At 60.9% G+C, this 8,276-nt stretch carries 17 protein-coding genes; all 17 read left to right on the top strand.

Annotated features, from left to right (window positions below):
* Positions 1-185 (top strand): hypothetical protein (locus EP165_RS20505; RefSeq protein ID WP_164743119.1); only part of this gene is annotated, 185 nt, incomplete at its 5' end.
* On the top strand, positions 185-505 hold the full coding sequence (locus EP165_RS20045) for an XkdD/Y8K6 family phage-associated protein (RefSeq protein WP_127524633.1): 321 nt from the start codon (positions 185-187) through the stop codon (positions 503-505). The genes EP165_RS20505 and EP165_RS20045, both read left to right, overlap by 1 nt.
* Entirely contained in the window at positions 498-620 is a 123-nt protein-coding gene (locus tag EP165_RS20785) for a hypothetical protein (RefSeq protein ID WP_281040026.1), read from the top strand. Before EP165_RS20045 ends, EP165_RS20785 begins: the two co-directional genes overlap by 8 nt.
* Before the next feature lie 46 nt (positions 621-666).
* The gene (locus EP165_RS20050) at positions 667-1,533 is read left to right on the top strand and encodes a hypothetical protein (protein WP_127524634.1); all 867 of its coding nucleotides are present in this window, start codon (positions 667-669) and stop codon (positions 1,531-1,533) included.
* Positions 1,533-1,706, top strand: coding sequence for a hypothetical protein (locus tag EP165_RS20510; protein ID WP_164743120.1), 174 nt, complete (start codon positions 1,533-1,535; stop codon positions 1,704-1,706). Before EP165_RS20050 ends, EP165_RS20510 begins: the two co-directional genes overlap by 1 nt.
* A gap of 1 nt (position 1,707) precedes the next feature.
* A complete protein-coding gene (locus EP165_RS20055) occupies positions 1,708-2,697 on the top strand; it encodes a YqaJ viral recombinase family nuclease (RefSeq protein ID WP_127524635.1) in 990 nt (329 codons plus the stop codon).
* A 3-nt stretch (positions 2,698-2,700) separates the two neighbouring features.
* Entirely contained in the window at positions 2,701-3,903 is a 1,203-nt protein-coding gene (locus EP165_RS20060; RefSeq protein ID WP_127524636.1) for a recombinase RecT, read from the top strand.
* A 29-nt stretch (positions 3,904-3,932) separates the two neighbouring features.
* Positions 3,933-4,181: a hypothetical protein gene (locus tag EP165_RS20065; RefSeq protein WP_127524637.1), complete on the top strand. Its 249-nt coding sequence runs from the start codon at positions 3,933-3,935 to the stop codon at positions 4,179-4,181.
* Positions 4,178-4,333, top strand: a complete 156-nt coding sequence (locus EP165_RS20515) for a hypothetical protein (RefSeq protein WP_164743121.1) — start codon at positions 4,178-4,180, stop codon at positions 4,331-4,333. The genes EP165_RS20065 and EP165_RS20515 overlap by 4 nt, the downstream gene beginning before the upstream one ends.
* Complete coding sequence (locus EP165_RS20070) at positions 4,330-4,686, top strand: hypothetical protein (RefSeq protein ID WP_127524638.1); 357 nt, start codon at positions 4,330-4,332, stop codon at positions 4,684-4,686. The genes EP165_RS20515 and EP165_RS20070 overlap by 4 nt, the downstream gene beginning before the upstream one ends.
* Positions 4,679-4,879, top strand: a complete 201-nt coding sequence (locus EP165_RS20075; protein ID WP_127524639.1) for a hypothetical protein — start codon at positions 4,679-4,681, stop codon at positions 4,877-4,879. The genes EP165_RS20070 and EP165_RS20075 overlap by 8 nt, the downstream gene beginning before the upstream one ends.
* The gene (locus tag EP165_RS20080; protein ID WP_127524640.1) at positions 4,879-5,358 is read left to right on the top strand and encodes a hypothetical protein; all 480 of its coding nucleotides are present in this window, start codon (positions 4,879-4,881) and stop codon (positions 5,356-5,358) included. The genes EP165_RS20075 and EP165_RS20080 overlap by 1 nt, the downstream gene beginning before the upstream one ends.
* Entirely contained in the window at positions 5,358-5,777 is a 420-nt protein-coding gene (locus tag EP165_RS20085) for an HNH endonuclease (RefSeq protein WP_127524641.1), read from the top strand. The genes EP165_RS20080 and EP165_RS20085 overlap by 1 nt, the downstream gene beginning before the upstream one ends.
* Positions 5,777-6,658, top strand: coding sequence for a hypothetical protein (locus EP165_RS20090; protein ID WP_127524642.1), 882 nt, complete (start codon positions 5,777-5,779; stop codon positions 6,656-6,658). The genes EP165_RS20085 and EP165_RS20090 overlap by 1 nt, the downstream gene beginning before the upstream one ends.
* A 4-nt stretch (positions 6,659-6,662) precedes the next feature.
* The gene (locus EP165_RS20095; RefSeq protein WP_127524643.1) at positions 6,663-6,953 is read left to right on the top strand and encodes a hypothetical protein; all 291 of its coding nucleotides are present in this window, start codon (positions 6,663-6,665) and stop codon (positions 6,951-6,953) included.
* Entirely contained in the window at positions 6,946-7,260 is a 315-nt protein-coding gene (locus EP165_RS20100; RefSeq protein WP_127524644.1) for an XkdD/Y8K6 family phage-associated protein, read from the top strand. The genes EP165_RS20095 and EP165_RS20100 overlap by 8 nt, the downstream gene beginning before the upstream one ends.
* Entirely contained in the window at positions 7,250-8,266 is a 1,017-nt protein-coding gene (locus EP165_RS20105; protein ID WP_127524645.1) for a hypothetical protein, read from the top strand. The genes EP165_RS20100 and EP165_RS20105 overlap by 11 nt, the downstream gene beginning before the upstream one ends.
* Positions 8,267-8,276: the final 10 nt, after the last annotated feature.

Below are 8,276 nucleotides of genomic sequence, written 5' to 3' on the forward strand. Positions count from 1 at the left end.
TCGACGCGCTGCCGGAGCCGATCCGCTCGCTGACCCATGCGCGCAACCGCGCCGCTGTGCTGGTCAAGATCGAGCGCCACCGCACCATCATCCGCAAGGACGATCTGCGCCGGGCCGAAGATGCTCTGGCGCGAGCCGAAGCGGCGCTCGCCAATGCCAAGCGCGAACGGGCGGTGGCGGCGTGATGGGCGCGGTCAAGCACACGCCGGGGCCGTGGCAGTGCGACGAAGTGAGGACCCAATGCGGCCGCGCCTTTCGTATCGGCTCAGGTGAGATGCTGTCGGCCGGAAAAGGCTGCTGCATCATCTACGACGACTATCCCGGCAACCCTGTCAACGAGAGGGGTGCCAACGCCCGCCTGATCGCCGCTGCGCCTGATCTTCTGGCGCTCGCCATTCAGTACCGCGACGACCTGAAGCGGCCGCCCAAAGGCGACAGCCTCGCGCGCCGTCTTGAAGCCATCGAAGCCGCTCTCGCCAAAGTCGAAGGTCCCACCGATGCGTAGCCTCGACGCCCTTCTCGACGCGGCCTGCGAATGGCTCGCCGCGCACCCCCGAATTGCAACCGCTCTGATCTGCGCAATGCCGCTGATCGTGGGGCTGCTGGAGAGACCACGATGAAAACCGACACCCGGAAGCAGATTGAGTGCTTAGAGGAGACGTTTTGATGGCAACTGTAACGATCAATGTCCTGAAACACGGCAAGGAATCGTACGTATATGCTGGTCCGTCCTACGGTGCGAGCGGGACGGTCCAGTCCTATGGCCGCAACGCGCTGATCAACGGAACACCGGCAGACCAGTTTCCCCGAGCCGTTGGCGATGCCGAGTACATCGTCGTCAAGGGCAATGTGAAGTCCATCGAACTGGCGAAGTCACCGACCCGGACGCTCATCCACTACCAGGTCAAGGACGAGTTCACCGACCTTGCGCCGCGCGCGCCCGTTTCCATCGCGGAGTTTGAGGCGCTGGACGAGGTTCGGCGGGGTTTCTATCGCCCGATCTATCGCGAAGACCCGGTCCCGAACGTACCGCTGGACGTGCGCGTGATCGATATCGATTGCAAGCCCCGCACCTTTCCAGCCGGAGTCATGGTGACGGTGCCGGACTATCTCAAGCGCATGAAGAACACATGGCACACGCTGCCGTGTTACTTGGATCAGAAGACACTCTACCGACGTCTTGTGGCGGCCGTGCGCGCCGAATGTGAAAAGCCAGAAGCCAAGCGCATCGGCTTCGGCATCACCGACTATGACAACATCCAATCTCTTACCGTGACAGCCGGGTTCTCACTCCATGGCATAGACCATCAGTATTCGTTCAAGGTGCTCAATTGGTGTGTGGATGGGCGCTATGGCGCCGTGCTCCCGCAGATACACGGCAACAATCTTGATGACCTGAATGTCAAGGTCGACCAGTGGATTGACGGCCAGCTTAAACTGCTGCGGAACATCTATTCCCCCAAGGATTGCCCCTGCTGCGGTAGCAAGCTGCCAAAGGGCAAGATCATCACCCTCCCGGCGAGGCGGCGCTGATGACCCACCTCACCCCTGACCAGCTCCGCGACCTCGCGGACACAGCCTTCGTCACCTTCAACACGACCCGCCGTCTCGGCCTCAAACGCGACCGGCAGATCGATGAGGCCGTCAAGGCTTTCGAGGTCGTGCTTGGCTACCGCGAGCCCGTAAGAGCCCCGGAGAACGCCTGACATGGAACATATCGGACAGGCAGCCGCGCGCGCCGTCATGAATGCAGATCGCGCCAGCCGCGGCGAAATTCTCCGGCCGGCAACGCGCGAGGAATGGCTTGCCCTGCGCAAGCGCGATGTCACCGCCAGCCAGGCTGCGGCCCTGCTCGGACAGCATCCCTATTCGAGCGCATACCAGCTCTGGGCTGACAAGACCGGCCGGGCATCGGAAGACAGCGACGAAAACGGCGCCATGAAGCGCGGCCGCCTGCTCGAGCCGGTCGTCATCGAAATGCTGCGGGAGGAGCGGCCGGATTGGATCATCGAGTATCCGCTCGGGCTGACATACTACCGCGACCCAGCATTGCGCATCGGCGCGACACCGGACGCCTTTGCAACGATCCCATCGCAGGGCGGCCGCGGCATCGTCCAGGCGAAGACGACGAGCGACTATTCGTTCCGGGCGAACTGGATCGATCCGGATACCAACGAGGTCGTCTTGCCGATCTGGATTGCAGTTCAGGCGATCGTCGAAGCCGATCTCGCCGGAGCGGATTGGGCGGTGGTCGCAGTCCTCACCGTAGGCCACGGCATCGACCTCCACGTCATCGACATCCCGCTTCATGAGGGCGTCCGGAAACGGCTCTACGCGGCCGTGGCAGACTTCTGGCGCATCGTCGAGAGGGGCGATCATCCGCCGATCGACTGGCTGAAGGATGGCCGCGCCGTGCTCGACGTCTACCGTGACAGCGACGGCAGCGAGGCCGACCTGTCGGCCGTCGAAGGCTTCGATCAAATGGTGGCCGATTACCATGCCGCCAAGGCCGACGAGCGCGCTGCGAAAGAGCGCGCCGAGATGATCCGGCCCCAGATCGTCGCAACGCTCGGCAATGCCGAGATTGGCGAAACGCTGCGCTGGCGCGTCACCGCCAAGACCCAATACCGCAAGGCCTATGAGGTCAAAGCGTCGAGCAGCCGCGTGCTGCGCGTCAAACAGAAAGTGGAGAGCTAGACGATGAACGCACCCGCGACCGTACAACAGGGCCAGAGCCGCGCCCTTACGCCAATCAAGGAATTTCAGGAGCAGGTGGAACAGCGCGAGCAGGCGTTCGCGAGTTCACTGCCGGCCCACATCCCGATGGAGCGGTTCAAGCGTGTCGTGCTGCGCGCCGTCCAGAAGGACCCGAACCTGCTCAACGCCGATCGCGTGTCGCTTCTGTCGGCAGCGATGGACGCCGCGAATGATGGCCTCCTGCCCGACGGCCGCGAAGGCGCGATGGTCGTCTACAACACGAAGCAGGGCAACGGTTGGATCAAGAAGGTTCAGTGGATGCCGATGATTTTCGGCATTCTAAAGAAGGTTCGCAACTCCGGCGAGCTAAAGGCGCTTTCGGTTCGTATCGTCTATGGCGGCGACCAGTTTCGGCATTGGATCGATGAGAATGGTGAGCATCTTCACTACGAGGCTGCCGACAATCCAGACAAGTCGATCTTCCGGCGCGCCTTCGCGCAGGCGCTGACCAATAGCGGGGGCGTCTATCTGGAGGTCATGGACGCCGAGGATATCGAGAAGGTCCGCAACGTCAGCCGCGCCAAGGACAAGGGCCCGTGGGTCGACTGGTTCGAGGAAATGGCGAAGAAGACAGTGCTTCGCCGTCTCGCCAAACGCCTACCCATGTCGACCGATTTGGATGACCTGATGCGCCGCGACGATGCGCTCTACGACATGGAAGGTGCGAAGGATCGCCGCCAAGTCGAAGCTCCGCGGATGCTGAGTGATCGGCTCGATGCGCTAGCCGATATGCGCGGCACCGATATCGATCATGACGGCGGTACCGAGGACGTCGATCCTGACCCATCCGCCGCCGTCGATGAAGCGCCGGCCAACGAGAAGGCTGAGCCGGCAAAAGCCGAAAAGCCTAAACCCGAGACAGAATCGGGCCCGGAACCCCAAGCCGCGCCTGATGGCGATGCTGGCAATGGTGCCGGCAGCGTCGAAACGCCGTCGTCCGGCAGTCCCGCACCTGACAACCCCGCGCCGGACGACGGCAACCTCTCGGAAGCGCACGCCCGGGCTGCCGGAGCCGAGCATCGCGCCAAGGGAATGGCCCGCAAGGCCGTGCCGGCGCAATTCCGCAAAGAGCCCCTTCTGACCGCGTTTCACGACGGCTTTGACACGGGCGTCGCCGAGGACCGCGAGCCGGGTTCTGACGGCTGATCGCTAATCCCCCGAAAGGAGCATGATCGATGCCAAGCCAACCATTCAACGATGTTCTGCTCGACTTCCCGTCCGTCCCCCAGACCGTGGCGTCAATGCAAATGACCATCGAAGCCATCGATAACCAGATCGACGAGATTGATGCGCGCAAGGAGCGGCTGCAGCTGGTCCGCGCCGCTCTCGCTGGATTAACCGGCACCAATCGCGACGACACCAGTGCGGTGAAGCGCATGACGAACGGAGCCGATCGGGCGCAGTACGAAGGCATGACCACGTGAGCGGCCTCGTCCAGTTCCGCTGCCACTTTCTCGACGGCTCGACTGTGGAGGTCAGCGCGCCGAATGCGGCCATAGCGCGAGCCGAGGCACGCGCGCGTCATCCAGGCGTCGCCATCACCAAGGTCAAAGTCGTCAAGGGAGCGTCGGTATGAAGCCGCTGGTCGCCAAACTGATTGATGCATTCCGCAATGGCAAGCGGCGCGTCATGTCCGCGACCGAACCGGGCAGCCTCACCGCCACCGGCAAGGAAGGGCCTGTCGAACTTCCCTATCGTGTGGGTGACGCGCTTCTGGCCGACGAGCGTGACGAGGTCATATGCGGCCCGTTCAGCCTGCAGGGCGCGGTAGGCCTCGCCGAGAGCGTTCTGGAAGGCAATGAGAGGGCCATCACGGATCCTTTGACGTTGCCGGTGCTGGCAACCGCGCTGGTCGCTTACAGCAAGGCGGAGCCGACGGCGCCGGACCAGGCTCCAACCGCGCTGGAAATGGCGGTGACCAATGGCTGAGTTCACGCCACGCCAGAAAGCCGAGTGCGCGGATCGCGAGGTTGCGCAACGTCAGAAGGTGTACGGCCGTCGCGTGCTCGAGGGCCGGATGACGAGACAGTTTGCCGATCAGCAGATTGCGATGATGTCCGAAATTGCCCGCGAATATCGAGCGATGGCCGATGCCGAGGAAGCGAAAGGACGATTGTTGTAATGGCCTACGCCGCCACCACCAACGTCGCGGTCTCAAAGACGAAGGGCGATATCGATGGCCTCTTGCGAAAGCACAAGGCATCCGGATTCGGCGTCTTCGAGGAAGCGACCCGCGCCATACTCGTTTTCGAGATGGGTGGCAGACGCATAGTCTTTCACCTTCCGCTACCCAATCAGGCCGATAAGCAGTTCACTCACTACAAGCGCGGCTACAGGGAGCATCGGCGATCGGTAGATGCCGCATTGGCGTCTTGGGAACAAGCCTGCCGATCCCGATGGCGCGCACTGTTTTTGTGCATCAAGGCGAAGTTGGAAAGTATCGAAAGCGGTATCGAGAACTTCGAGGATGCGTTTCTCGCACATATCCAGATGCCTGACGGGCATTCCGTCTCAGAACATGTGCGGCCCCGCATTGCGCAAGCCTATGAGACAGGGTCGATGCAGCCGCTTTTGCCGCCGCCTAGCGGGAAGGCTGATTGATGGCCCGCTCTACCCGCGAATGGATCGCCAAGCACGATGATGCGGCCATTCCGCCACGTGTCCAGCTTCGCATCTGGGAACGGGCAAACGGCCATTGCCAGATATGCACCCGCAAGATCATGGCCGGCGAGACAAAGCATTTCGACCATATCGTTCCATTGGCCGATGGCGGCGAGCATCGCGAGACGAATCTGCAGGTCGCATGTGTCGCCTGTCACAAAGACAAGACATCGGAGGAAGCCGCCGAACGATCGAAAGTCCGCGGCAAGGCTAAGTCGGTTTACGGCTTCAAGGCGCCCAAGCAGAAGATACCAGGCCGAGGCTTTGGTCTATCCGAACATAAGGCCAAACGTCTTTCCAGAACAACACAAAGCCTGCCTCCCAAGCGGCTTTTCGCACAGGCAGAGGAGATGGATTGATGGACGTTATCTCTACCGCGAAAAGCCCTGCTTGCGCGCGCTGTGGAAACCCCATCGGAACAAGCAGCATTATCGAAGGCGACAGATACTGGCATCCAGAATGTCACTCGTCCTTTTCTGATAGTGCCAGTCGAGCGTTTTACGCAGCACCGACCATGCGTAAAGAGGAACAGCCGATAGTGGAGCGGCATACGCTGCGATCCGCAAATGAACACCGGCAATCCGAATGGGACACCGATAACGCCATCAGCCTTTCCTATAGGGGAAACGAACTTGCCGGAGAGGTCGGCGAGGCATGCAACATCATCAAGAAGCTCGATCGTGAGCGGCTTGGCATTCGCGGTTCGCGCGCCTCGAAGGCGCAACTAGCAGAGGAACTGGCAGACGTAGTGATCTGCGCCGATCTCATTGCCATGCACGAAGACATCGATCTTCTTGGTGAAGCCGTCCCGGCAAAATTCAACGCAACCTCGGAGAAAGTAGGGCTGGCAACACGGCTGGTCCCCGCCTCCACCATAGAAGCCCAACAGGCTGAGATAGAGCGGTTGAGGAGCGAATTGAGCAAGTTCGCCGACTTCTATGACGAACAGGACAAGAAGGCCGCCGGGGAAGACGAGCAGTTGCGCCGCGAGAATGAGCGACTGACCCGGCTGCTCGACCAGGCAACCGAGAAGCTTGCTGAGTACAACCAACTGCGGGACACCACCGAATCCGAAGCATCTGCTCTCCGTAAGAGAGTGGAAGAGCTGGAAAGCGAAATCCACGACGTTCACGAAAATTCCGAACGAGCCTTCAAGGGCCTGACCGCCCTAAACGCTGCGGCCTACATCTTGGGTCGTGTCCAGCGTCTCGCAAGGATTGCAGGCGAAGGAACGGAATAGCCTGATGTCCACTCCCCGCATCATCGACAACAACCGCGATGAAATTACCGCCACTCTCGATGGCAAGGAAATTCGCGGCTGGTCCTATGCAACCGACGTCGAACGCCGAACGAAGATGCTTGCTGCGCGTGAGTTCTGCGAGGGCTGGTATCAGGCGACCAAGCGCGCACTCGCAATAATTGATGAAGAATACGACGAGGCTCCGTCTGGAACTTACGACAACGGCGGGACAATGGACGGCTGGCAAATGGCCTGTAGCCGCGCCCGCTCTCTCATAGGAGGCAAGGATGGCTGACCTGAAACACACGCCGGGGCCGTGGCTGGTTGCCAACTCGAATAGCTGGCGGCGCATCGTCAGTAGCCATGACGGAAATGTTTGCGAGCCGATTACGCAGCGTGATGGCCACCCTGACTTGCACTTTCGAAACGGAGGCGAGAACGGCCCTGATGCTCGCCTGTTGGTGGCTTCGCCGGACATGCTCGACGCCCTCAAAGCCGTATTGAGCGACATTCACGAATATCAAGGCACGATCAGTCTCGGCACGCTCGCGCTCGTTAGCGCCGCCATCGCCAAGGCAGAAGGAGGCAACAATGCCGGATGACGTGAAGCTGGATGACAAAGCTCTGGCGAAAGCCAATGAAGCTGCTGCCAAAGCATGGCCGCCGACATATTCTCATGCCAGTCACATAGAAGCAGCTATCCGCGCCTATCTCGGTGCCCTCCCCTCCCTCCCATCTGACATAGATGGGCTGGTAGCGAAGTACGCTCGCTCCGCTCAGCGAAATGCTTTGGAAATGAGCACGATGCCGCTCAGTGTGATTGAGCAGCATTTTCGTGAATTTCTGGAAGAGGCCACGCCCGCCCTTCGCGCCCGACAGGCACCGGAGCCCTTCGGCGATGGGTATTGTACCGACTGCGGCAATCGCACTGTGATGACAGACGGGCGATGCTCTTGCGGCTCTGGCCGCGTTATTGCAGACCGATATGCACCGGAGGGGGTGGTGGAGGACATCAAAGCTGCGATGTCAGCCGCTATATGGAATGATTTCCTCTACGACATTGACAAGATGGTCTACGGTGAAGGGTCGCGATTGCCCGATCAAAATGACGCGGCCAAGCTGGCCGAAATCGCATACCGCGCCGCGCTTTCAGCTATGCCCAGCGGGGCGGTGAAGGAATTTGATCTGTCGAACTTGCTCAAGCACGCTTTTCTTTCCGGCGTCGTCGCGGCTCGTTCAATTCCCCCGGGCGATGAATGTAGAGGCCCAGCCCTGTGGGTGGATTACGACCCGGAGGGCTGCCCGGCATTCGCCCGCATCCGTTCCGCCCTAGAAGGTGTAGCTGGCGGGGCGGGCTGGCAGCCTATCGATACGGCTCCGAAGGGCTGCGTAACCGAAGATGCCGGCTGTCGGGGCAATAGTGAGTGGTTTCTTGGCCGCACAGCTAAAAAGTTCCGCAAGATTGGCACAGCGCCGATTGTCGTCATCCGACGCAGGCCGTGGCCGCAAGAGGACCGGTGGGCGGATAACGGAGAAACGCATTACGTGCCCGACTATTTCGACGCTTGGATGCCGCTCAGTTCCGCCCTCGAAGGTCAGCCGTCATGAGCGCGCGGGA

Source organism: Mesorhizobium sp. Z1-4, assembly GCF_004000235.1.
GTDB lineage: Bacteria > Pseudomonadota > Alphaproteobacteria > Rhizobiales > Rhizobiaceae > RCIO01.